Raw genomic sequence first — 21,922 nt, 5'->3', positions numbered from 1 at the left:
GATGGTGTTCCCAATGTGCCCAAACATGCTCAAACATGCCTGCAACCACGCCGGACACCCGCGGCGCCACGACGAAGTGCATCCCCATCAACTGTCTGCGGAGCGCGCGCCATCCCGCTACGGCGCAACGGAACGGCAAAATACCTGCACGACACACATATCCCCCGGCGGGCCGCCTCGCCGTCCCCGGGCCGAGCCATCGAGCCCCCGCACCGCACCCCGCCGCGCGGCGGCCGGATACGCCGAAGGGGCCGCCCGCACCACGGATGGCGGACGGCCCCTTCGGGCGTTGTGCACGTACTGCGCGGGCGAGTGGGCCCGCGGACGGGCTAGGAGGCCTTGGCCTTCTCACCCTCGGCCTTGGCGGCGGCCGGTGCCGGGGCCGGCTTGGCGGCCTCGTAGAACTCCTCGCGCGGAGTCTCCATGGCACCGAGCGAGACGACCTCGCGCTTGAGGAACATCCCAAGGGTCCAGTCGGCGAAGATCCGGATCTTGCGGTTCCAGGTCGGCATTGCCAGACCGTGGTAGCCACGGTGCATGTACCAGGCGAGACGACCCTTGAGCTTGATCTTCATCTTGCCCATGACGATCATCGCAACGCCCTTGTGCACCCCCAGACCGGCGACGGCACCCTTGTTGGCGTGGCTGTATTCCTTCTGCGGGAAGCCGCGCATCCCGGAGATGACGTTGTCGCCGAGGACCTTGGCCTGACGCAGCGCGTGCTGGGCGTTGGGCGGGCACCAGGCGTTCGGGTTGCCGGCCCTGCGGCCGATCATGTCCGGAACCTGGGCGTTGTCGCCCGCGGCCCAGATGTAGTCGGTGCCCTGCACCTGGAGTTTCTCGGAGGTGTCCACGTGACCGCGCGGGCCGAGCGGCAGACCGAAACGGGCCAGCGCCGGGTTCGGCTTCACACCGGCCGTCCACACGATCGTGTTGGAGTCGACCTCGAGGCCGTTCTTCAGCACGACATGACCGTCGACGCAGGAGTCCATGGAGGTCGAGAGGAAGACCTCGACACCACGGGACTCCAGGTGCTCGCGGCCCCAGGTGCCCAGCTTCGGGCCGACCTCGGGAAGGATCTTGTCGGCGGCGTCGACGAGGATGAAGCGCATGTCCTCACGCTTCACGTTCATGTAGTACTTCGCCGCGTCGCGGGCCATGTCCTCGACCTCGCCGATGGTCTCCGCACCGGCGAACCCGCCACCCACGAAGACGAACGTCAACGCCCTGCGGCGGACGTCCTCATCGGTCGTCGAGTCGGCCTTGTCCAGCTGCTCCAGGACGTGGTTGCGCAGGCCGATGGCCTCCTCGATGCCCTTCATGCCGATGCCCTGTTCGGCGAGGCCGGGGATCGGGAAGGTGCGGGAGACCGCGCCCATCGCGATGACCAGGTAGTCGAAGGGCAGCTCGTAGGCCTCGCCGACGAGCGGCGCGACCGTGGCGACCTTGCGGTCCTGATCGATGGTCGTGACGCGGCCGGTGAGGACCTCGGCCTTCGGCAGTACGCGTCGCAGCGGGACGACGACATGCCGAGGCGAGATGCTGCCGGCAGCAGCTTCGGGGAGGAAGGGCTGGTACGTCATGTACGAGCGCGGGTCGACAACCGTGACGGTCGCCTCTCCGTAGCGCATCTTCTTCAGAATGCGTCGAGCTGCGTACAGGCCTACGTACCCACCGCCTACTACGAGGATCCTGGGACGCTCCGTGGTGCTCATGCCATCGAGTATCCACCCCCCTCCGAGGGCAAGCTCGTGAGCCCCTTCACAAGATTTACCCCACCCTCTGCTACACTGCCCCGCCCACGTGACCGAGGTCATGACGCCGAAGGGGAACCGCGACGCGGGGGCGGACGTTCGCCACCGCTTGTGAGCTGGGCATTGAGTCTCCGGACCGGGTGGACCACCGCTCCGATTCACCCTCCGGCAACGCGTCCGGAGCAGTCCCGCACCGACACGGAACGGCCCCGCGAGCGGCCCTGGACGCCCATACGGAGCAGAACTGCCCCCCGTAGAGCCGAATTCCTTGTGAAGAAGTTCACGAAGTTCGTTGCGATGCCTCTCGCGGGGCGCCCCTCGGGTGGCCCGCGAAGGCTCGAAAGTGCAGGCCGGAGTGCGCATGAGCGCCATTCCCGCACCCTGCGCCAGGCCGCCGCACACTGCTCCCGCGGAAGCGGGACTACGCGATCGACCAGCCGATTCCGTCGAGGATGTCGTGCTCGCTGACGACGACCTCCCGGGCCCCGGTCCGCTTCATCACGGCGAGCAGGATCAGCGCCCCGGCGGTGATCACATCGACCCGTCCCGGATGCATCGCACCGATCGCGGCACGCTCGGCGTGGGTGGAGGTGACGAGCCGTCCGGTGATCTCCTGGACCTGGTCGAGGGAGATCCGGGAGTGGTGGATCGCCTCGGAGTCGTAGACGTCGAGCCCCAGGGCGATCGCGGCGACCGTGGTGACCGTCCCGGCGAGACCGACAAGGGTGGCCGCCCCGGTGAGCGGGACGGTCTCCTCGGCGAGATCGAGGGCCGCGTCGATGTCGGCACGGATCGCGGTGATCTGATCGGCGGTCGGCGGATCGCTCACGACACCGTCGTGCACGAGGTGCCGCTCGGTCATCCGTACACAGCCGATGTCCACCGAACGCGCGGCGCGCACATGGTCGTCGCCGACGACGAACTCGGTGGAGCCGCCGCCGATGTCCACGACGAGATACGGCTTCACGAGATGATCGCGGCCCGCGAGTTCCTTGGTGGCGCCGGTGAAGGAGAACTCCGCCTCCTGGTCGCCGCTGATCACCTCGGGTTCGACGCCCAGGATGTCCAGCACGCCGCGGACGAACTCGTCCCTGTTCTCCGCGTCGCGGGAGGCGGAGGTGGCGACGAAGCGTATCTTCTGCGCCCCGTGCTCCTTGATCACTTCCGCGTACTGACGGCAGGCGGCGAACGTCCGCTCCAGGGCCTCGGCCGCGAGCCGGCCGGTGCGGTCGACGCCCTGGCCGAGGCGGACGATCTCCATCCGGCGATCGAGCTCGACGAGCTCACCGGTGGACGGGTCCGCGTCGGCGACGAGCAGTCGGATGGAGTTGGTACCGCAGTCGATGGCGGCCACGCGGGTCATGAGTGCTCCTGTCGTGAATACCGGGGAGGAGCCCCGGATCGAGCTCCTCCGGCGACCGAGGAGCGGGGGGCCGGGGGACAAAAGCCCCCGGCAACGGTCAGGCCTCGTCGCCCGCGTCCGCGGACCGGCAGGGCGTCACGCACGGCCCCTTGCGCCACCACTCCGGCAGCATCGCGATCGCCTCGTCGCCCAGCGGGTTCACCCCGGGCCCCGCGGCCAGCGAGTGCCCGACCAGCACGTGCAGGCACTTCACCCGGTCCGGCATGCCGCCCGCACTCGGGAAGCCCTCAAGGACCTCGATGGCGTCGCGCCGGGCGATGTAGTCCTCGTGCGCGGCCCGGTACGCGGCGGCCAGCTCGGGGTCCGTACCCAGACGCTCGGTCATCTCCTTCATGACGCCGTTCGCCTCCAGCGTGCCGATCGCGGACGCGGCACGGGGGCACGTCAGGTAGTACGTCGTCGGGAACGGCGTACCGTCCTCCAGCCGGGGCTGCGTCTCGACCACGTCCGGGTTGCCGCACGGGCAGCGGTGCGCGATCGCGCGCAGCCCGCGCGGCGGGCGGCCCAGCTGCTGCTGGAACGCGGCGATGTCCGCCTCGGTGGGCGCGGTGGACTCGGTCTGCGGAGGAGGGGTTTCCATGCCTGCCTAGGTTCTGATCGGGCTGCTCGAACTGCGGTTCTGCAGATGGATGAAGAGAGTCAGTCGCGGTCGGCGCTGTCGACGCCGTCCCAGAGGTTGGAGTGCCACGGCCGGCCGGACTCGTCCGTCTCGCCGTTGCGCTCCTTGACCATGTCGGGGTCGATCACCGTGTAACCGGTCTCCCCGGGAAGAAGGTAGTGAAGGTGCTTGCGGGCCAGCTGCCTGATGTACGCATCGTCCTGGAGGCGCGCCTTCTCGTCGCGCAGCTCCTCGGTGCGGACCCGGGCCTCCCGCGCCAGACGCTCCTGGTCGGCGATCTCGTCCCGCTGCGACACGTACTGCCGCATCGGGTACGCGAGCGCGACCACCAGGGAGCAGACGACGAGGGCGAGGAAGGCCGCTCGGCCGGTGAGCCGGGAGCGGCGGGCCTGACGGCGGTTCTGTGACCGGTAGACGCGGGCGGCGGTCTGCTCGCCGAGCAGCCGCAGCCGGGTCGCGGTGGAGAACAGGTCCCGGTCCTTCGCGGCCATGTCTCCGCCTCCCCATTACGCACGTCCGTCCCCGCACACGGTACGGGACCGAGTACGGGGACGGACGGAGGCCGGAGCCGTTGGCCTCGAAGGACCGGCACACTCAGCCCTTGCTGTGCCTACTGGTTCGCAGAGCGAAACCGCGGGAACGCCGAGCGGCCCGCGTACACCGCGGCGTCGTCGAGGATCTCCTCGATGCGCAGCAGCTGGTTGTACTTGGCGACGCGGTCCGAACGGGCCGGGGCGCCGGTCTTGATCTGACCGCAGTTCACCGCGACGGCGAGGTCGGCGATGGTGACGTCCTCGGTCTCGCCGGAGCGGTGGGACATCATGCACTTGAAGCCGTTGCGCTGGGCCAGCTCGACGGCGTCCAGCGTCTCGGTCAGCGAACCGATCTGGTTGACCTTGACGAGCAGGGCGTTGGCGGAGCCCTCCTCGATGCCGCGGGCCAGACGCTCCGGGTTGGTGACGAACAGGTCGTCGCCGACGATCTGCACCTTGGCGCCCAGCTTGTCGGTGATGACCTTCCAGCCGGCCCAGTCGTCCTCGTACAGCGGGTCCTCGATGGAGACCAGCGGGTAAGCGGAGACGAGCTCCTCGTAGTACTCGGTCATCTCGGCGGCCGAGCGGGACTTGCCCTCGAACTCGTACGTGCCGTCCTTGTAGAACTCGGACGCGGCGACGTCGAGCGCGAGCGCGATGTCCTTGCCCGGGGCGTAGCCGGCTTCCTTGATGGCCTCGATGATGAGGTCGAGGGCGGCGCGGTTCGACTCCAGGTTCGGCGCGAAGCCACCCTCGTCACCGAGACCGGTCGAAAGGCCCTTGGTCTTCAGGACCTTCTTCAGCGTGTGGTAGACCTCGGCGCCCCAGCGCAGGGCCTCGGAGAAGGACTCCGCGCCGATCGGGGCGATCATGAACTCCTGGATGTCCACGTTGGAGTCGGCGTGCGACCCACCGTTGAGGATGTTCATCATCGGAACGGGCAGCAGGTGCGCGTTCGGGCCACCGAGGTAGCGGAACAGCGGCAGGTCCGAGGCCTCGGAGGCGGCGTGGGCGACGGCCAGCGAGACGCCGAGGATGGCGTTGGCGCCGAGCGAGCCCTTGTTCTCGGTGGCGTCAAGGTCGAACATCGCCTGGTCGATCAGCCGCTGCTCGGTCGCGTCGTAGCCGACGAGCTCCGGGCCGATCTGCTCGATGACAGCGAGGACGGCCTTCTCCACGCCCTTGCCCTGGTAACGGTTGGGGTCACCGTCGCGAAGCTCAATGGCCTCGAACGCACCGGTGGAGGCGCCGGACGGCACGGCAGCACGACCCGTGCTGCCGTCGTCGAGACCAACCTCGACCTCGACCGTGGGGTTCCCCCGGGAGTCGAGGATTTCCCGGGCTACGACGACGTCGATGGACGGCACGAGGCATCTCCTTCTGGGATATGACACTGGTTGTGCAGGGTCACTTCGGCCTTGCGACAAGAGCCTAACCGGCCCGGCCCGCTCAGTCGGACGACCGCCCGTCCCCTGGGACGGAAAAAGACCCAGGAGCGCACATTACCGGGCAAACAGCAGGAATTTTACTGGCTAACGACTACAACAGTTGAACGATCACACACGGCCTGCGTTCCCCGTGTGACAGCCGACACTCCCTGCACAAGCACTCCCTCTATGCAGGCACTCCCTGTACAGGCACCGCACGCAAGCACCGCGCGGAGGTGTCGCGCGCACAGAAACCCCGGCCCGGCGCATACGGGGGGAATGCGCGCCGGGCCGGGGTGCTCAGGGGGAGAGGGCCTGGACTACTTCGTCAGGTGCAGCTGCTGACCCGGGTAGATCAGGTCGGCGTCCTTGACGATGTCCTGGTTCAGCTCGAACAGCTGCTGCCAGCCGCCCTCGACGTTGTGGTCGGCGGCGATCTCGCTCAGGGAGTCACCGGAGGCGACCACGTACTCGCCGTCGCCCTTCTCGACCTGCTCGCCAGTCGGGGTGGTGACGGTCTCCTCCGACTCGGCCTGCGGGGCGGCGGAGCGGTCCGAGCGGGAGGCGGCGGGGGCCTCGGCACGCTCGGCTTCCTGCGGCTGCGCCTGCTGGGCCGGCTGCGACTGCTGCTCCGGCGCGGCCGGGGTGCTCTGCTGCTCGGTGGGCGCGGAGGAGGACTCCGAGGAGGAGCCGGTGTCGACGCCCGGGTCGACGCCGTCGTTGGTCAGGTTGCCGGCAGCGGCACAGCTCCAGGCACCCGGGCCCTGGATGTCGAGGAGCTTTTCGGCGGTGGCGATCTGCTGGGCCTTGGTGGCCAGGTCGGCACGGGGGGCGTACTGCGTACCGCCGGCGGCGGCCCAGCTGGACTGCGAGAACTGCAGACCGCCGTAGTAGCCGTTGCCGGTGTTGATGGACCAGTTGCCGCCGGACTCGCACTGGGCGACGGCGTCCCAGGTGGCGACAGAGGCGGCCGAGGCGCTGGTCGCACCCATCAGCGGAACGGCCACAGCGGTACCGGCGACGCCGGCGAGCGTGGCGATACGGACGGCCTTGGACGGGCGGCGATGCTTGCCCTTGCTGGAAAACAGCATGGAACTTCCCCTCACCGACGCCTACGAGGTGAGCTGTCGGGTTCGGGCCAAGTGAGTTGCCCGGTCGCACGTCCTAGCGCGCGACTTCACCCCAAGCCGGTCCTGACGCGTCTTTCGACGATCGGGCCCGGCGCTTACCTGGGTCCCCCGCTCCTGCCTACGGCGCTTTACGCGTCTGTTCCCTTCGACCGACGGCAGGATTCGGCGTGACGGTCGACGGGGCCCGCGGTGCGAGCGATTTCGAACGTAAACATACGCAACTCTCACATTCAAAGACGCACACATCGGACAATCAGCCCTTACTCGCGCCCAAGGAATCACCGTTTTCGCAGGTGAGGGCGGCATGGAAGGGTTCCCCAGGCGCGACACGCCAGTTGACGCAAAGAGACCCATGTCTCACATGCACATAAACGGACATAGGTCTCTTAACTACCCGGCTTTTGCGGCCCTTTTAACCGATTTTCAGACTGCCCTCACTCGGCCTTCAAGGCGAGATCGAGGCTCTGGCCAGGGAGGATGAGGTCCGGGTCGGAGCCGACGGCCCCCCTGTTGGCCTCGTAGAGCGCCGACCACCCACCAGGAACCTTCTGTGCATCAGCAATCGCCCAGAGGTTGTCGCCGGGACGGACGGTGTACGCGCCGTCGGCGGCCGCCGCACCCGCGTCGCGCGCGTCACCGGCACCGCGGGAGGCATGACGACCCGACTCGCGCCCATCACCGCCGTTCGCGTTCCGACTCCCCTCGGGGGCCGGCGCGCCACGGTGCTTGCCACCCACACCGCTGGACGAATCGGATGAATCAGATGTACTTGACGAGTTGGACGAATCGGGCGCTTCGGAGGACGGGGCGGTCGACGTGGTGGTCGACGGCTTCGCGGAGGGCTTGGCCTTGCCGGCCGGCTCGTCGGTCACGTCCGAGCCCTTGGAGCCCTTGGAGCCGTCCACGGTGTCCGATGCGCCGTCCGACGACGTGGCACCATCGGACGACTCCGCGCTCCGCGTCGGCTCGTTGGAGGGCACGGACCCCGGGTCGACACCGGGCAACGCCCCGTCCTTCGCGAGGCCGGAGATGACCGCACAACTGGGCCACGCCCGCGGTCCCTGGTCGTCCAGAACCTTCTCGGCCACGGCGATTTGCTGCGAGCGGCTGGCGAGGTCGGCACGCGGGGCGTAGGACTCGCCGCCGTACGCCTTCCAGGTCTCCTGCGAGAACTGCAGGCCGCCGTAGAAGCCGTTACCGAGGTCGGCGCTCCACATGCCACCGCTCTCGCACTCGGCCACCTGGTCCCAGGTCGTGGCGTCGGCCGCGTACGCACCTGTCGCGCCGAGCAGCGGGATGGCGATGGCCGATCCGGTCACGCCCGCGGCGACGACGATGGCGGGTGCCTGACGAGGGCGACGGTGTCTGCCGTTCGCGGAGCCCATGGGGTTGCCTTCCGTGTGACTGACGAGTGACTGGTGAGTCGAACGGTGAACCTAGCGGGACTCGAACGCGTGTCACAAGTCGATGCAGCACAGATCACGTGAAAGTCACAGAGTTGACGATGCGTCAGGTGACGTCGGGGCGAGCCCCGGCGTGAACTCCACAGGGAGCGTGCGCAGTCCACGCATGATGAGCCCGCCACGCCACCGCAAATCGGTAGGTTTCACCGCAAGTCGCAGGTCCGGAAGGCGCCTCAGAAGCGTGGTGAGCGCGGTCTGTCCCTCCAGCCGGGCGAGCGGTGCTCCCAGGCAGTAGTGGATGCCGTGCCCGTATCCGAGGTGCTGATTGTCACGCCGTGCGAGGTCGAGCGTGTCGGGGTCCTCGAAGCGTTCCGGGTCACGGTCGGCGGCGGCCAGCACGACGAGCACGGGATCGCCGGCCGCGATGTCCTGTCCGCCGAGCGTCATCGGCTCGGTGGCGAAGCGCCAGGTCGCCAGCTCCACCGGACCGTCGTACCGCAGCAGTTCCTCGATCCCGGTCTCCAGCAGCTCGCTCTCCCCCGCGTCGAGGGAGCGCTGCAGCCGCTCACGCTGTCCGGGGTTGCGCAGCAGGGCATACACCCCGTTGCCGATGAGGTTGACCGTCGTCTCGAACCCTGCGAAGAGCAGGATGAAGGCCATGGCCGCGGCCTCGTTCTCGGTGAGGTGCTCGCCGTGGTCGCTGGCCCGGATCAGCCCCGAGATCAGGTCGTCCCCCGGGTTCTCCCGCTTGCGGTGGATCAGTTCGGCGAGATAGCCGCGCATTTTCTTCACCGACCTGGCCACCCCGCCGCGCGGGCCGCCGCCGTGGCGGATCATCATGCCCGCCCAGTCCCGGAAGTCGTCCTGGTCCTCCGGCGGGACGCCGAGGAGATCGCAGATCGCATAGATGGGGAGCGGGAACGCGAAGTCATGGATGAGGTCCGCCTTCCCCTCCGCGACGAAGCGGTCGATGAGGCGGTCCGTCAGCTCCTGCACGCGCGGCGCGAACTCGGCGACCCGGCGCGGGGTGAACGCCTTGGATACGAGGCGGCGAAGGCGGGTGTGGTCGGGCGGGTCGATGTTCAGCAGATGCGTCATCAGCTCCGCCTTGCGTTCACCCGGGATACCCGTCTTCCCCTTGGCGTGCGCCGGCTCGGCGTGATGTGCCGGGTTCTTGGAGAGCCGGGCGTCGGCGAGCGCCTGCCGGGCGTCCGCGTACCGGGTCACGAGCCAGGCCTCGACGCCGCTGGGCAGCGCGGTCCGGTGCACGGGGCTGTGCTCGCGCAGCCAGGCGTAGGCCGGGTACGGGTCGGTGGCGAACTCCCAGGTGAAGAGCTCGGGTGCGCCGGCGGGGCAGGCGGCGGGCTGGTCCGCGGGGCTGTCGGCGGACGGGCTGGCGGGCAGGTCGGCGAGGCTGTCGACGGGCGGGCCGGCGGGCTGGTCCTCGGGGCTGTCGACGGGCAGGTCGGCGGGTCGGCCGGCGGGCTGGTCCTCGGGGCTGTCGGCGGGCGGGTCGGCGGGGCTGTGGTTCACCCCCCGACGTTATCCGTTGCCCTCCGCCGCCCGGATGGCGTCCCGGTAGGCACGGCCCGCGGCCCTCAGTGCGGCCTCCGGGTCGACGCCGTCCTGCTCGGCGCGTACGGCGAGGGCGAGGAGCTCGTAACCGATGCCGTCGCCCGTGGGGAGTGCCACATCGAGCCCCGCGGTACGGACCCGGCCGGCCAGTTTCGCCGCGAGCGCCAGCCCGGGCTGGCCGAGTGGTACTCCATCGGTGACCGAGTCACGCTGCTTCTCGACGGCCTTGGTCCGCAGCCAGTGCGCGTGCACGTCCTCCGGGGTCTCGGCGGTCTCGTCCCCGAAGACGTGCGGGTGGCGGTGGATCAGCTTCTCGACGAGGGTCGCGGCCACGTCGTCGACGGAGAACGGCTCCTCCCCGTCCTCGGGGCGGCCCTCCTCGGCGATCCGGGCGTGGAAGACGACCTGGAGGAGTACGTCCCCGAGTTCCTCGCGCAGCTCGTCGCGGTCGCCGTCCTCGATCGCCTCGACGAGTTCGTACGCCTCCTCGATGGCGTACTTGGCGAGGCCCTTGTGGGTCTTCTGCGCGGTCCAGGGGCATTCGATCCGGATCCGGTCCATGACCTGGACCAGATCGAGGAGCCGAGCGCCCGGCAGATCGTACGAGCCGGGCAGCAGCTCCAGATTCGGCATCCGCACCCGCCCCGAACCGGCGAGCCGCGCAAGCCCGTCGGTCAGCGGCTGGTTGCCCTCGCCGCCCGTGACGACGACGACACTCCGTCCACCCGCGCAGATGTCGACGAGTTCCTGCGCGGTGGGCGCGGAGTGCTCGACGCCGACGCCCGCCTCGCGCAGATATGGCAGCTGCGGGTGGTCCTGCTCGGCGCAGAGAACCCGGTCGGCGGCATGCAGCGCCTGCCAGGCGGGCCAGGACAGGAGTCCGGGCGCGACGCGGTGGCTGGCGGTGAGCAGGACGATACGGCCGGGGTCTTCAGCGTTCACCGTTCGAATCTACCTCGGTGGGCCGGGTCGCCGTCCTGCCCTAGACTCCGGCCTCGGCACCCGCCTCGGCGGGCTTCGTCACCTGGGTGATCCAGGGGGCCTTGTAGTTGGCGAGCTGGGTCTGCTTGTTGTCCCAGGCGCCGTAGCGCGGATTGACGTCGATCTTCAGTGCCTTCGACGCCTTGCTGAGCGCATCACCGACGGCCTTCTGCCCGTCGGGCTGCTGCAGGTCGGCGCCGAGCGCCTCGGCCAGCTTCGTCAGCTGGACCTGCTCGCGCAGGACGGCATCGATCTGCTCGGGGGCGACCCAGCTCTGCTGGAGCATCGCCGTACGCAGCTGTGCCTCTCCCCCGGACTGGGCGGCCGCCGCCTTCCGCAGCTGCTGAATCTCGTTGCGGCTGACGGTCACGCCCGCGTCCCGCGCGGCCCGGTCCAGGACCCGGTCGAAGATCAGGCCGTGCAGCTTGGCCCGGCTGAGCTGCCCGGACTTGTCGATGAGCTGGGAGGCGTCCCTCGAATCGCGCTGGGCCTCGCGTACCGCCGCCACCTGGCCCTGCAGTGTGGACACCTCGATCCGGTCCCCGCCGACGACGGCCGCGGCGCCCGGGTGGGCCTCGTTGCCGCAGGCGGCCAGAAGTGGGGCGCCGGCGAGCAGGGCGGCGGAAACGGTGAGCGCGGTGCGACGGCGGCGGTGCAAAGGAACCTCCCGGGGAGAGTTTGTGCATCAGTGCACAAGACCTTGCGGTGATCGATGTTAGGCAGTGGATGTGGTTGGGGCCACTGATTCGACCAACGATTCGGAAGGAGTTGGGGATGTGGGCCCGCTCAGGGGTGCCCGACGGCGCTCAGGACACACGTTCGGCCACCGGGACCTTGCTGTCCGGGCGCAGCATGATCGTGCGCGAGACGACGAAAGTGATCGGGATGGCCGCCGCGGCCGCGACCAGCGGCGCGTACCGGCTGCTGAACCCGGCGAGGTCGACCAGCAGATAGACACCGCCGGTCGTGATGACGAAGTTGGCGGCGTTGGTGAGCGGGAAGAGCAGGAACTTCCGCCAGGTGGGCCGAGTCCGGTACGTGAAGAAGGAGTTCAGGAAGAAGGAGCCGGTCATGCTCAGCACGAAGGCGACCACATGGGCGGCGATGTACGGCAGCCAGGTCAGCAGGACGAGGTAACAGCCGTAGTACGTACCGGTGTTCACGACTCCCACGAGGGCGAACCGGGCCATCTGTGCGGTGACCGTCATCGGCGTACGAACTCCTGGGTTTCCCGTATCGACTGCGGCGCGGCTGTGGTGTTCGTGGCCTTCACCAGGAAGTGGGGGCGCCGCTTCACCTCGTAGTAGATACGGCCGACGTACTCACCGACCACCCCGACCATCACCATCTGGACCCCGGCGAGAGCGGTGACCACGACGAGAAGGGTGACATAGCCGGGGGTGTCGACCCCTCTCACCAGCGCGAAGCCGACGATCCACGCGGCATAGGCGAAGGCGACGGACAGCAGCAGCATGCCCAGGTAGAGCGCGGCACGCAGCGGTTTGTTGTTGAAGGACAGGAGCCCGTCGAGACCGTAATTGAGGAGCTTTCCGAAAGTCCAGGCGGAACGGCCCTGTTCACGGACGGCATTCTCGTAACTGAACGTCGTGGTGCGGAATCCCACCCAAGCGAAAAGGCCCTTGGAGAACCGGTTGTATTCGGTGAGTTCCAGTACCGCGTCGACGGTGCGGCGGGACAGCATCCTGAAGTCGCCCACACCGTCGACCAGTTCCACATCCACCAGGCGGTTGATCAGCCAATAGTAGGCGCGGGCGCTGACGGTACGGGTGACGCGGTCGCCCTTGCGGGTGCGGCGGGCGATCACCTGGTCGTAGCCCTGGGCGTGCTCCTCGAGCATCCGGCCCACGAGCTCCGGCGGGTGCTGGAGGTCGGCGTCCATGATGACGACCGCGTCACCCTCGGCGTGCTGGAGGCCGGCCAGCATGGCTGCCTCCTTGCCGAAGTTGCGGCTGAAGGAGACATAGCGGGCCCGCGGGTCGGCGGCGGCCAGCTCCTGAAGGATGGTCAGGGTACGGTCCGCGCTGCCGTCGTCGACGTACACCAGTTGGAATTCATGTCCCAGCCGGGTCATTTCGTCCGTGACGCGTTCATGGAAGCGTTCGAGGATCTCTTCCTCGTTGAAACAAGGCACCACCAGCGAGATCAGCACGGATGTACATCAGCCTGTCCACATGTCGGAATGCGGCGCTCCATATGACCGATGGGCGTCCATCAAGTGAACTGGCCTATTTCTGCGGGGGTTTATGCGTTCGAGGCTGGCATATTCCTGCGTATGCCGACTTCCCGTCCCCGCCTGTGTGCGGCCGCGCTCGCTGCGCTGTTCACCGTCGCCGCCGTCTGTGCGGGTGACGCCTGGGCACGCAGCTTTCCGTTCGGGCCGCGCACCCGGAGCGTCAACGACCTGGGCAATCAGTTCGTGCCGTTCCACACCCGGCTGTGGGACCTGCTGCACGGGAACGCCGACGGCGGTCTGCTCCTCAACTGGTCGTCCGGGTACGGGACAAGCTTTCTGCCGGATCTCGGTACCTATCTGACCAGCCCGTTCGCCCTGCTCGTCGGGGTCTTCCCACGCGACCGAACGGACCTCGCCGTCTATGTGCTGACGGTCCTGAAGATGGCGTCGGCGGCAGCGCTCATGGCCCTGTTGCTACTGACGCTGCGCGGCGGTCGCTGGTGGGCGGCGGGGGTGCTCGGCGGTTCGTACGCGCTGTGCGGCTGGTCGGTCGTCGAGGCGTCGTACAACCCGATGTGGCTGGACGGTCTGGTCGCGCTGCCGCTGCTCTGCCTGGCCGGTGAGTGGGCCCGGACGGGACGGCATCGCATTGCCGCGCCGTTGCTCGTCGCGGTGGCGTGGGCGGCCAACTTCTACACCGCCTACATGGCGACGCTCGGGGCCGCTCTGGTGCTCGGGGTCCGACTCTTCACGGAGCGGGACGACCGGCGGACCGCGGTCCGGGGGCTGGTGCGGGCGGTCTGCACGGTCGGGGTGGGTGTCGGTCTCTCGGCGCCCGTCCTGATCCCCGTCTACCTGGGGACGAAGCACGCCTATCCGGGCTGGGACCGGACGTTCGCGCCCGCCGCCTGGCCCGACGTTCTCGCCCGGCTGCTGCCCGCCACGTACAGCTTCTTCACCCCGGCCCTCTTCCTCGGCACGGGCACCCTGCTCCTGGCCTGCGCGCTGGCCTTCCAGCGGTCCGTGCCGCAGCGCGAGCGGTGGGCGTGGACGGGGCTGGTGGCGGGGGCCGCGCTGTCGTTGCAGTGGGGGCCGACGCATCTGCTCTGGCATGCGTTCGCCACACCCAACGGCAGTCCGTACCGGCAGACGTTCGTGCTGGCCGGGCTGGTGGTGATCGCCGCCTGGATCTCGGTCTCGTACGACTGGCCGGGGTGGCGGGCACTACTCGGCGGGGGTGCGCTGCTGGTGCTGATCGCGGCCGGGGCCGGCTTCAGCGACCTGGTCACACGGTGGACGTATCCGCTGTTCGCGGCAGGTCTGGTGGCGGCGGCGGTCGCGCTGCTGCTGGTCGGGCGCGGCCGGAGGTACGCGGTGCTGGCCGCCGTTCTGCTGATCGGCGCACAGGCCGGGCAGGCCGCCGCGACCACCGCGTACGCCGACCGGCGGAAGCTGGACCGGCTCGACCACTACGCGCCGTGGGGCGAACGGCAGCGGACCCAGGCGGCCGCGGTCGCGGGCGCCGACGGCTGGCCGCGCTATCGCACCGACCCCGGCCGGGAGCAGACCACCGCGAACGATCCGCTGCTGGTGGGCGGGCAGGGCGCCGCGTACTACAGCAGCCATACGCCGGCCGTGCTGACCCGCACGCTGCGGGCGCTGGGCGGCGGATGGACATCGAACGGCCGGGCCGTGCAGAGCCTCGACAACCCCGTCACGGACGCGATCTTCTCGGTCGGTGCGCGGGTGCGCGGGCCGCGCGATCCGCATCAGGAGTGGAACGCCCCGGACGACCGGCCGGTGACGGTGAGCCGTGCGGAGGCGCCGCCGCTGGTGACGGTACGGCCGCCGGGCGGGCCGGTGGCGTATGGCCGGTCGCCGTTCCGGAACCAGGAGGCGCTGCTCGGTACGGCCGTCTACACGGTTCCTCCGACGGTGCTGCGCGGGGCGGACGGTGGCACGGTGACGGACCGGGGCGCGGACGACTACCGGGTGGGGCGCGGGACGTACACGCTGACCGCCCGGTGTCCGGCGGCCTCGGAGGCGTATCTGTGGACGCCCGACCTGTTCGGCTCGGCGCGGCTCGGCACGGGCCCGGAGGTCGAGCTCAAGGGACAGCTCCCGGCCCGCCGCGCCCCGATGGAGCGCCTGGGAACGCCGGGCGGAAGCACGCCGGTCGTGGTCACGCTCACCTCCGTACGCGAAGGAACCGTGCCGCATGAGGCGATCGGCTGCCTGGACCGGGCCCGGCTCGCGTCGGCGGTCGCCGGGCTGAAGCGCACCGGCGCGACCGCCGTCCAGGTCACCGCCGACGGCATACGGGCCGACCTGCCGCCCGGCAGCACCGGAACGGTCGTGATCGCCGCGCCCCGGATCGCGGGCTGGACCTGCCAGGGCCGGCCCGCCGACAGCTATCTGGGTCTGGTCTCCACCCCGGTGCCTGCTCACGGCACCGCCGTCGACTGCACGTTCCGGCCACCCGGCCTGCGGGCAGGCGCGACTGTGGGGGCGGGCGCGGTGATCGCCCTGCTGGCGACGGGAGTGTGGGGAGCACGGCGGCGACGCGACCCGGCCCGCGGTAGCTAGGTTCTGTCTGACAAATGATCACCATTGGGTAGTCCCGTGACCCTGGTCAATGGCCTTGCTGCGGTGGCGCCGCGCCAGCGATGCTGGGCCGGTGCCAGGACAACGGAAGAGGAAACGTCAGCAGCAGGACGCGAAGCAACGGGCTGCAACTCGCACCAGTCCGGGCGCGGGTCGCTGGCAGGTGATGTTGGAGACCCAGGACGAGTCGGAGTGGCATGCTCACCTGCGTCATCTGCGTGCCAAGCCGGTGCGGATCGACTGGGCGATGACTCGGATTGACATCCTCTGTGGACGTCTGGCGCAGGCGACCACTTACAGGTTGAGTCTGTTCGTGCCCGACCCGGCGTGCGATCCCAGCCGCGGCCAGCCTGATCATTGATCTTGTGATGGGTCGTGGTGATCTGTCGGATGCGGCATGGGAGCGGATAGCGCCGCTGTTGCCGGGCGTTGACGGGCGGGGCCGTCCGTGGCGGGATCACCGGCAGGTGATCAACGGGGTGTTGTGGCGGTTGCGGACGGGTGCCCCCTGGCGTGACCTGCCGGAACGGTATGGGCCCGGGTGCGCGCCCTGCCCGCAACGGACTGGGCATCGCCGCTCTCGTCCTGGGCGTCATCGGGGCCGTGTCGGGCCTGATCCCGTTCCTGTTCTGGCTGGCGGGCATCCTCGGCGTCATCGCCCTGATCCTGGGCCTGGCCGGCCGGGGCCGCGCGAAGCGCGGCGAGGCCACCAACAAGGGGGTGACCACCTTCGGCGCCGCGCTCGGCCTGATCTCGCTGATCCTCGCGGTGGTGGGTGCGGTGATCACGTTCAAGGCCGTGGACGACGCCGTGCACGACCTCAACAAGGCGGTGTCGGACACCACGGCCTCCGCGAAGCCGAAGCCCGGCGGCGACCCCGCGAAGGACGGGGGCGCGGACGAGAAGAAGGACACCGGCGAGGCGCTGGAGGCCGGTGACTCGGCCGTGTACGACGACGATCTGACGGTCACGGTCGGCGACGCCACCTCGTACACCCCGGACGCCTACGCCGCCGGGCACACCAAGGGCAACAAGGCCTACCGGGTCGCCGTCGTCGTCGAGAACGCGGGCAAGGAGAAGTTCGATTCGTCGCTCGTCAGCGTCGCGGCGCGGGCCGGCCAGGACGGTGTGGATGCCGAGCAGATCCCCGACGGGAAGGTCGGCGAGGGCTTCAGCGGCACGGTCCTGCCGGGTAAGAAGGTCACGGGCAGTTCGCCTTCGACGCCCCGGCGGACGCCAAGAACCTGACGGTCGAGGTCAACCCCCGGCTTTACGTACGACGCCTCTCAGTGGGACCTGAAGCTCTGACCTTCCCTCCCGACCGGAGCCGACCATCATGCGCCCCGGCATGGGCGCCGGTCGTTTCCCGAAACCGCCCGGCGGATGGCGAGGCGAGTGAGCAGGTGCAGGGTCGGCACGGAATCCCGCCGCCCCTGCCCTGCCGTCCGGTCCCGCAGGACGCGCTCTGGGTCGTGGCCCGCCAGGGCCCGCACCGCCGCCACACCCCTGGAAGGCAACAACATACATCCATGTACGTTACTTCGATGTATGATTCTCCCATACACGCTCCCTCCAGGCCGGGAAGGCAGACGCATGGGCTTCTACGGCCGTCAACGCACGCTCGCCGATCTGGAACGCCGCACACTGCGCATCCGGGAGTCGGGAACGGGACAGCTGCTCGCCGTACGCGGCCGCCGGCAGGTGGGGAAATCCCGGCTCTTCACACGCTTCGTCGAGCAGTCGGGACTGCCGTACCTCTACTTCTCCGCGGTGAAGAACGCACCGCCCGCCACCCAGCTCCAGACGCTCACAGCCGAGCTGCACACCTCGACGACCCCGCTCGCCGATGCCGATTCCCTCTTCTCCGCTCCCCCCATCGACTGGCGGGACGCACTGGGCAGGATCGCCGTCGCATGCCGCAGCACCCCCTCCGTCGTCGTCATCGATGAGTTCCCGTGGGCCGCCGCGGCGGATCCGACCCTGGAGGGGCAGCTCCAGAACGCCTGGGACCGCCAGCTGGAGAGCACCCCCGTTCTCTTTGTGCTGATCGGCTCCGACGTCGGAATGATGGAGCGGCTGACCGAGCACGACAGACCGCTCTACGGCCGGGCCAGGAGCACCACCGTCGCCCCCTTCGACCCGGCCGAATGCGCCGAGGCCCTGGGCAGTGGAGGGGACCCGCTGGCCGCTTTCGACACCGCGCTCATCACCGGGGGTTACCCGCGCCTCGTGCTGGACCGGGCACGCGCGCGCAGCACCCGGGCTTTCGTGCACGAACAACTCGGTGACGAGAACAGCGATCTGGCCGTGATGGGGCAGCGGTCCCTCGACGCCGAGTTCCCCGACGCACAGCAGGCTCGGCGCGTCCTGTCGGCGATGGGGGGCGCCGAGATCGGAGTCAGCACCTTCACCCAGGTCGTCGGAAAGCTTCCCGAGGAAGGGAGCACCGCGCACACAGCGGTCACCAGGGCCATAAAGGTGCTCGCCGACAAGGGCGTGGTCAGCGTCGACGTACCGGTGGGCGCGCCCGCCAACAGCAGGCTGCGGCGCTACCGCATCGACGACCCGTACCTGCGCTTCTGGTTCCGTTTCGTCGAGGAACAACAGGCCCACATCGCCCGCGGCCGAGCGGACATCGCCCGCACAGCCTTCGACCGGGGCTGGCCGAGCTGGCGGGGCCGCGCTGTCGAGCCACTCGTCCAGGAGGCGGTGTACCGGCTCAGCCCGGAACTACCGGGGCTGGAGGACGCCGGGCAGGTGGGGAGTTGGTGGAACCGTGACAACAGTCAGGAGTACGACATCGTCGTCCCCGCCGCCTCGGGGAAGCGCATGCTCCTCCTCGGCTCGGTCAAGTGGCGTGAGACCAAGCGTTTCAGCGACCGCGAACTCTCCCGCCTCGCCGAGGCCCGATCCGCCGTACCGGGCGCGTCGGCGGCCCCTCTGCTGGCGGTGTGCCCGGCAGGGGTCGAGGACGGCGTACACCCGGATCTGACGCTCACTCCTGAGGATCTGCTGGCTGCCTGGCGCGCATGAGGAGTTTCTCCTCCGAGGTGGCACAGTCACGTTCCGCACACCCGACAGCCAGCGTCGGGTCAACGCGGCACTGGCCGATTGTCGTCGTCCGCGTCAGCAGTTGCACCCCCAGCGCTGTTCGGTGCCAGGGAACGGATACGGGGTATCGGTGAGGGCAGCAGCCAGAGCAGCGACAGGGCTCCGCCGACAGCGGCGATGAGGAGGGTCGCCCTCAGGCCGATGAGGGTAGCGAGCAGCCCTCCGACGATGGCGCCGACGGGGCGTATGCCGTAATTGATCGTGCTGTACGCGCCGGCCACACGGCTGCGCATGCCGTCGGGGATCACCGAGGCCTGGAGGGAGTTGAGGTTGACGTCGAACAGCATGACGCCGAAGCCGGAAAGGAACTCGGCCGCGGACAAGGCTCCGGCACGGAGCCAGAGCGGGCCGTCTGCGGCAGCAGCAATGGCGATCGGCGCCGGGAACAGAACCGCGCCCACGACGATGCTGCGCCCCACGCCGAACCGTCGCGAGATTTTCGGGGCGAATACTGCGCCGAGAAGGGAACCGGTCGCGCCGATCCCGAACGCGAGGCCAATCGCGGCCGCCGACAATCCGAGGCTCCGGTTGGCGAACAGCACGATCAGTCCGCTGCCCGCGACAAAGGTGAAGAAGTTGACGGTCGCCGCGCATCCGAGAGTCGCCCGCAGCACTGGGTGACGGATGACGAACGAGAGTCCTTCTTGGGCACGTTGCAACAGCGAGGGCGTCGCTGCGTTGCCGGAAGCGGCAGGTGGTTCGTCGACCGAAACCCGACCGACCAGGACCGCTGACACCAGGAAGGTCAGGGCATCCAGGACCACGGTGACGGGTGCGGTCAGTGCCTGGACCAGAAAGCCACCGATGGCCGGGCCGGCGACATACGAGGCCGACCGACTGGCGCTGAGCTTGCTGTTCGCGTCGACGTAGGACGCGCGCGGTACGAGGCGCACGAAGAAGGGCGGATAGGCGGTGTTGAACAGCACCCCGGCTGCGCCCATCAGTAACGCCACTGCATACAACTGTCCGAGCGTCACCGCCCCTAACAGGTAGGTCACCGGGACACTGAGCAGCACTGCGGCGCGCACCAGGTCGGCAAGGATCATCAGACGGCGTTTGTGGGCGCGGTGGTCGACCCATGCCCCCAGGAAGATTGCGAGCAGGTTCGGGGTCCAGATCAGTGCGGTCAGCCACGCCACCTGGTTGGCCGAAGCGTTCAGGGCGCTGATGGCGATCAGGGGCAGGGCCAGTTCGGTGATCCGGTCGCCGAACTGTGAGACCGACTGACCAGCCCAGAAGCGGCGGAACCGTCGATCCCGCCACAGTGATATCGCAGCGGTCCGGTCCGGGCTGTTCACGGCGTCTGCCCGGTCTGCTGCTCGGCCTCGGCACCTTCCGGCAGGGCGTAACGCATCAGCGTGACGCCACGGCCGCCGACAGGCCGCTCGGCCGGGTCACGAGTCACGTACGGCGCGAGAATGCGCTCGATCCCGTCCTCGATGGCGGCGAGTTCCTCAGCGGAAACGACGACGCGGGTGTTGGCCAGCCCGGCCAACCTGCGCCATGCCGGATCGAGTTCGGGCTCGACCTCGGCCGCCCATCGGCTCGGGAGGTCTGCGTAGCGCCGGAACATCTGCTGCGACAGCACCCGCGCGGCTGACCGGCCTTCTTCGTCGGCCGGGTTCTGCGGTGCCTCGAATCGGAAGCCGCGTGCCGCTGCCTCCCACCGTCGCTGGCGTCGGTCCGGGCCGGGCTCACTGTCGCGGACCAGCCCAAAGCTCGCCAAGTGGCGCATATGCCAGCTGGTAACCGACGGCGTGGCTCCCACGTCGGGCGCGAGTTGCGTCGCTGTCGCCGGTCCGTACCGCTGGAGGCGGTCAAGGATCGCCAGCCGAACCGGATGTGCCAACGCCCGCATGGCTTGCGGGTCGGTGATCTCGATATCACCCAGGCGATTAGTGGAGTCCATGACGTGAGAGTCTCCTCTCACACTTTATGAGAGTCAACTCTCACGTATGTAGCGGGCGGCGCTCTTGGTCAGTGGCATCTCGTTGGCGCCTGGATCCAGCGCTCGGACCGGCGACAGCTGCGGTCGTCGCACTCAACTGGCGGCGGCAAGTCATCCGATCGCGGGGCGAGCATCGTAGAGACCGGAGAACTGGCCTCGCACGGTGGGCAGACGCAGGCAGTATCGGCCGCGGTGACGCTGGACTGGAGAGTTCTGCCCCCTCCGAGCCACGAGCTAGGCCCGCTCAATATTGTGGTCGGTTGTGATACCTCACCACGCCCCGCGTGCCTCCCGCCGCCTGCTTCCGCTCACCCCCTTGCTGCTGTCGGGCTTGCTCACGCTGACCGGGTGCGATGCCGGGGACAGTCCCCGACCTTGTGTTGGCGGCGTAGATGTCTCACGGTGATGTGTCTCGGGGGCGGGATGGTCGCGTGTCCGGGCGGGGTGGCCGCGTGTCCGGGCGGTGTCTCACGCGCGGCATCCCTTCTGTCGGGGCTGTGCTGGTTGTCGGGATGATCCTGGCGGGCTGTACGAAGGGCGGACTCTCTGACGAGGACGGCTCAGCAAGCGGCGGCTCGTCGGGGAAGTACGGGACGAGTCCCCTGGCCGACTCTGCCGGAACCAAGCCGGGGTTGGCCCCCATCTCGGCGGAGAAGGACGAGACGTCAGCGCGTGAGCTGATCTCCAAGCTGCCGCCCAAGGGGCGGGGGCCGAAGACGGGGTACGACCGCGACGAGTTCGGCTACGCGTGGATGGACACGGCGGACGGTGTACCGCTGGCGCGCAACGGCTGCGACACACGGAACGACTTGCTGAAGCTGCACGGGCAGAACGTGCGGTTCCGAGACGGTTCCGACTGCGTGGTCGTGTCGATGGATCTGTACGACCCGTACACCGGCAAGGACATCGCCTGGAAGAAGGCAAAGGCCACCGAGGTGCAGATAGACCATGTGGTGCCGTTGTCGTACGCCTGGCAGATGGGCGCCGCCCGCTGGAGCAAGGAGAAGCGGCAGCGCCTGGCCAACGACGTACTGAATCTTCTACCGGTCTCGGGTTCCACGAACTCCGCCAAGCGCGACTCCGGTCCGGCGTCCTGGCTCCCGCCGAACAAGACGATCCGCTGTTCGTACGCGGTGCGGTTCGCGCAGGTGGCTCTGAAGTACGAACTGCCGGTCACAGGCCCGGACAAGAGCATGATGCTGCGGCAGTGCGGTGCTTGA

At 69.0% G+C, this 21,922-nt stretch carries 17 protein-coding genes, 2 pseudogenes and 1 riboswitch; of the genes and pseudogenes, 5 read left to right on the top strand and 14 right to left on the bottom strand.

The features are described from left to right. Positions 1-329: 329 nt before the first annotated feature. The 12 genes from ACZ3IC_RS01600 to ACZ3IC_RS01545 form a co-directional block, all read right to left on the bottom strand. Positions 330-1,715 (bottom strand): NAD(P)/FAD-dependent oxidoreductase, encoded by a 1,386-nt coding sequence (locus tag ACZ3IC_RS01600; RefSeq protein WP_467411500.1) that lies wholly within the window; start codon positions 1,713-1,715, stop codon positions 330-332. A gap of 460 nt (positions 1,716-2,175) precedes the next feature. Beyond that, positions 2,176-3,117, bottom strand: coding sequence for a Ppx/GppA phosphatase family protein (locus ACZ3IC_RS01595; RefSeq protein ID WP_467411498.1), 942 nt, complete (start codon positions 3,115-3,117; stop codon positions 2,176-2,178). 97 nt (positions 3,118-3,214) lie between these two features. After that, positions 3,215-3,757: a DUF501 domain-containing protein gene (locus ACZ3IC_RS01590; RefSeq protein WP_402000592.1), complete on the bottom strand. Its 543-nt coding sequence runs from the start codon at positions 3,755-3,757 to the stop codon at positions 3,215-3,217. A 59-nt stretch (positions 3,758-3,816) separates the two neighbouring features. Then, positions 3,817-4,287, bottom strand: coding sequence for an FtsB family cell division protein (locus ACZ3IC_RS01585; RefSeq protein ID WP_467411497.1), 471 nt, complete (start codon positions 4,285-4,287; stop codon positions 3,817-3,819). Between the two features lie 119 nt (positions 4,288-4,406). Next, the gene (eno, locus tag ACZ3IC_RS01580) at positions 4,407-5,696 is read right to left on the bottom strand and encodes a phosphopyruvate hydratase (RefSeq protein WP_467411495.1); all 1,290 of its coding nucleotides are present in this window, start codon (positions 5,694-5,696) and stop codon (positions 4,407-4,409) included. 380 nt (positions 5,697-6,076) lie between these two features. Then, on the bottom strand, positions 6,077-6,847 hold the full coding sequence (locus tag ACZ3IC_RS01575) for a transglycosylase family protein (RefSeq protein ID WP_467411493.1): 771 nt from the start codon (positions 6,845-6,847) through the stop codon (positions 6,077-6,079). Positions 6,848-6,850: 3 nt separating this feature from the next. After that, positions 6,851-7,022: riboswitch (cyclic di-AMP (ydaO/yuaA leader) on the bottom strand. Between the two features lie 298 nt (positions 7,023-7,320). Then, positions 7,321-8,271, bottom strand: a complete 951-nt coding sequence (locus ACZ3IC_RS01570) for a LysM peptidoglycan-binding domain-containing protein (RefSeq protein WP_467411492.1) — start codon at positions 8,269-8,271, stop codon at positions 7,321-7,323. A 105-nt stretch (positions 8,272-8,376) separates the two neighbouring features. Further along, positions 8,377-9,693, bottom strand: a complete 1,317-nt coding sequence (locus ACZ3IC_RS01565) for a cytochrome P450 family protein (RefSeq protein WP_467412087.1) — start codon at positions 9,691-9,693, stop codon at positions 8,377-8,379. Positions 9,694-9,831: 138 nt separating this feature from the next. Beyond that, the gene (locus ACZ3IC_RS01560; protein WP_467411490.1) at positions 9,832-10,806 is read right to left on the bottom strand and encodes a nucleoside triphosphate pyrophosphohydrolase; all 975 of its coding nucleotides are present in this window, start codon (positions 10,804-10,806) and stop codon (positions 9,832-9,834) included. Between the two features lie 40 nt (positions 10,807-10,846). Beyond that, positions 10,847-11,503, bottom strand: coding sequence for a SurA N-terminal domain-containing protein (locus ACZ3IC_RS01555; protein ID WP_467411488.1), 657 nt, complete (start codon positions 11,501-11,503; stop codon positions 10,847-10,849). 148 nt (positions 11,504-11,651) lie between these two features. Beyond that, positions 11,652-12,053: a GtrA family protein gene (locus ACZ3IC_RS01550; RefSeq protein ID WP_467411487.1), complete on the bottom strand. Its 402-nt coding sequence runs from the start codon at positions 12,051-12,053 to the stop codon at positions 11,652-11,654. Further along, the gene (locus ACZ3IC_RS01545; protein WP_467411484.1) at positions 12,050-13,015 is read right to left on the bottom strand and encodes a glycosyltransferase family 2 protein; all 966 of its coding nucleotides are present in this window, start codon (positions 13,013-13,015) and stop codon (positions 12,050-12,052) included. Before ACZ3IC_RS01545 ends, ACZ3IC_RS01550 begins: the two co-directional genes overlap by 4 nt. A gap of 123 nt (positions 13,016-13,138) precedes the next feature. On the opposite strand from ACZ3IC_RS01545, the gene ACZ3IC_RS01540 reads away from it, so the two are divergent. From ACZ3IC_RS01540 to ACZ3IC_RS01525, 4 genes and pseudogenes are all read left to right on the top strand, one after another. Then, a complete protein-coding gene (locus ACZ3IC_RS01540) occupies positions 13,139-15,625 on the top strand; it encodes a YfhO family protein (RefSeq protein ID WP_467411482.1) in 2,487 nt (828 codons plus the stop codon). Between the two features lie 386 nt (positions 15,626-16,011). Further along, positions 16,012-16,179: pseudogene (locus ACZ3IC_RS01535) on the top strand (transposase); the annotation flags it as partial. Then, a pseudogene (locus ACZ3IC_RS01530) lies at positions 16,175-16,951 on the top strand (DUF4190 domain-containing protein). The pseudogenes ACZ3IC_RS01535 and ACZ3IC_RS01530, both read left to right, overlap by 5 nt. 285 nt (positions 16,952-17,236) lie before the next feature. Continuing rightward, entirely contained in the window at positions 17,237-18,676 is a 1,440-nt protein-coding gene (locus tag ACZ3IC_RS01525) for an ATP-binding protein (protein WP_467411481.1), read from the top strand. Positions 18,677-18,735: 59 nt separating this feature from the next. On the opposite strand, the gene ACZ3IC_RS01520 is transcribed toward ACZ3IC_RS01525, so the two are convergent. Both ACZ3IC_RS01520 and ACZ3IC_RS01515 read right to left on the bottom strand, forming a co-directional pair. Then, entirely contained in the window at positions 18,736-20,052 is a 1,317-nt protein-coding gene (locus ACZ3IC_RS01520; RefSeq protein ID WP_467411479.1) for an MFS transporter, read from the bottom strand. Further along, on the bottom strand, positions 20,049-20,663 hold the full coding sequence (locus tag ACZ3IC_RS01515; RefSeq protein ID WP_467411477.1) for an ArsR/SmtB family transcription factor: 615 nt from the start codon (positions 20,661-20,663) through the stop codon (positions 20,049-20,051). The genes ACZ3IC_RS01520 and ACZ3IC_RS01515 overlap by 4 nt, the downstream gene beginning before the upstream one ends. A gap of 551 nt (positions 20,664-21,214) precedes the next feature. Between ACZ3IC_RS01515 and ACZ3IC_RS01510 the strand changes: the two genes are divergently transcribed. Next, positions 21,215-21,922 (top strand): HNH endonuclease family protein, encoded by a 708-nt coding sequence (locus ACZ3IC_RS01510; RefSeq protein ID WP_467412084.1) that lies wholly within the window; start codon positions 21,215-21,217, stop codon positions 21,920-21,922.

It is taken from the genome of Streptomyces sp. NPDC002958 (genome assembly GCF_055563255.1).
This window is presented reverse-complemented; position numbering and strand designations above follow the sequence as displayed.

Excerpts from the sequence above, each read along its gene's own strand:
- ACZ3IC_RS01600 (WP_467411500.1), bottom strand. The coding sequence starts at position 1,715 with ATGAGCACCACGGAGCGTCCCAGGATCCTCGTAGTAGGCGGTGGGTAC.
- ACZ3IC_RS01595 (WP_467411498.1), bottom strand. The coding sequence starts at position 3,117 with ATGACCCGCGTGGCCGCCATCGACTGCGGTACCAACTCCATCCGACTG.
- ACZ3IC_RS01590 (WP_402000592.1), bottom strand. The coding sequence starts at position 3,757 with ATGGAAACCCCTCCTCCGCAGACCGAGTCCACCGCGCCCACCGAGGCG.
- ACZ3IC_RS01585 (WP_467411497.1), bottom strand. The coding sequence starts at position 4,287 with ATGGCCGCGAAGGACCGGGACCTGTTCTCCACCGCGACCCGGCTGCGG.
- ACZ3IC_RS01575 (WP_467411493.1), bottom strand. The coding sequence starts at position 6,847 with ATGCTGTTTTCCAGCAAGGGCAAGCATCGCCGCCCGTCCAAGGCCGTC.
- ACZ3IC_RS01570 (WP_467411492.1), bottom strand. The coding sequence starts at position 8,271 with ATGGGCTCCGCGAACGGCAGACACCGTCGCCCTCGTCAGGCACCCGCC.
- ACZ3IC_RS01550 (WP_467411487.1), bottom strand. The coding sequence starts at position 12,053 with ATGACGGTCACCGCACAGATGGCCCGGTTCGCCCTCGTGGGAGTCGTG.
- ACZ3IC_RS01540 (WP_467411482.1), top strand. The coding sequence starts at position 13,139 with ATGCCGACTTCCCGTCCCCGCCTGTGTGCGGCCGCGCTCGCTGCGCTG.
- ACZ3IC_RS01525 (WP_467411481.1), top strand. The coding sequence starts at position 17,237 with ATGGGCTTCTACGGCCGTCAACGCACGCTCGCCGATCTGGAACGCCGC.
- ACZ3IC_RS01515 (WP_467411477.1), bottom strand. The coding sequence starts at position 20,663 with ATGGACTCCACTAATCGCCTGGGTGATATCGAGATCACCGACCCGCAA.
- ACZ3IC_RS01510 (WP_467412084.1), top strand. The coding sequence starts at position 21,215 with ATGATCCTGGCGGGCTGTACGAAGGGCGGACTCTCTGACGAGGACGGC.